The sequence below is a fragment of the Arthrobacter sp. NPDC080086 genome, assembly GCF_040702285.1.
This window is the reverse complement of the sequence record NZ_JBFBKP010000169.1, coordinates 1-1,520: the sequence shown is the minus strand read 5'-3', so window position 1 is coordinate 1,520 and position 1,520 is coordinate 1. Positions and strand designations below refer to the sequence as shown.

General features: G+C 70.5%; 1 protein-coding gene. It reads left to right on the top strand.

Annotated elements, in window-relative coordinates; translation table 11 throughout:
- Positions 1-173 precede the first annotated feature (173 nt).
- The coding region (locus AB0305_RS23075) for a DEAD/DEAH box helicase (RefSeq protein ID WP_366174199.1) at positions 174-1,520 on the top strand (1,347 nt) is incomplete at its 3' end.

Below are 1,520 nucleotides of genomic sequence, written 5' to 3'. Positions count from 1 at the left end.
CATGTGAGAGGCACATCCTGCGTCGATGAACGCGTTCCATTTGGTCCCGGCAATGAGCGGCTACCCGCAGACGGCCCGGTCGACCACCTGACTTTTCTTCGGCGAACCCCTGGTCCAACCGGCGCCGGGGGCCGATATCCGCACGGATACCGCCTGAAAGACCTTTGATACCTATGACTACTTTTGCTGCCCTCGGCACGCCCAAGGCCCTTGCCGACACCCTGACCGCCCAGGGAATCACCGAGCCGTTCCCCATCCAGGTCAAGACCCTCCCGGACACCCTGGCCGGACGCGACGTCCTGGGCCGCGGCCGCACCGGCTCCGGCAAGACCATCGCCTTCGCCATCCCGCTGGTGGCCCGTCTCGCCGAGCGCGAGGCCGCGCACTTCCGCAAGCCCGGCCGCCCGATGGCCCTGGTCCTGGCCCCCACCCGCGAGCTGGCCACCCAGATCAACGCCACGGTGGAGCCGCTGGCCAAGGCCGTCGGCCTGAACACCACCGTGATCTACGGCGGCATCTCCCAGGCCCGCCAGGAAAAGGCCCTCCGCGCCGGCGTCGACATCGTCATCGCCTGCCCCGGCCGCCTGGAGGACCTGATCCGCCAGCGCATCCTGACCCTCGAGTCGGTCGAGATCACCGTCCTCGACGAGGCGGACCACATGGCCGACCTCGGCTTCCTCCCGGTGGTCAAGAAGCTCATGGACATGACCCCCGCCCAGGGCCAGCGCCTGCTCTTCTCCGCCACCCTGGACAACGGCGTGGACAAGATTGTCCAGCGCTACCTCTCCAACCCGCTGACCCACTCCGTGGACGACCCGCAGGCCGCGGTCACCACCATGGAGCACCACGTCCTGGTGGTCAACGACCAGACCGTGAAGAAGCAGCTGATCGTGGAGCTCGCCTCCGGCGCCGGCCGCCGCGTGCTGTTCATGCGCACCAAGCACCACGCCCGCAAGCTGGCCAAGACCCTGACCGACGCCGGCATCCCCGCCGTCGATCTGCACGGCAACCTGTCGCAGAACGCCCGTGACCGCAACCTCGCCGAGTTCTCCTCCGGCGACGTCCGCGTCCTGGTCGCCACCGACGTCGCCGCCCGCGGCGTGCACGTCGACGACGTCGAACTCGTCATCCACGTGGACCCGCCCACCGAGCACAAGGCCTACCTGCACCGCTCGGGCCGTACCGCCCGCGCCGGTTCCGACGGCACCGTGGTGACGCTGACCCTGCCGGAGCAGCAGTCCGACGTGAAGAAGCTCATGAAGGCCGCCGGCGTGGACGTCAGCTTCGAGCGCGTCACCGCCAGCTCGCCGATCGTGGCCGAGCTCGTCGGCGACATCGCCGAGAAGGTCGACCCCCGCACCCGTGCCGCGCTGCTGGCCGCCAAGGCTCCGCAGCAGGGCGGCGGCACCTCCACCGGTGCCAACGCCGAGCGCAAGCGGGCCCGCCGCCAGGCAGCCCCCACCGCCGGTGGCCGCGGAGCCTCGGCGGACACCTTGCCGCGTCCGCCGCGGCCGCCGCGG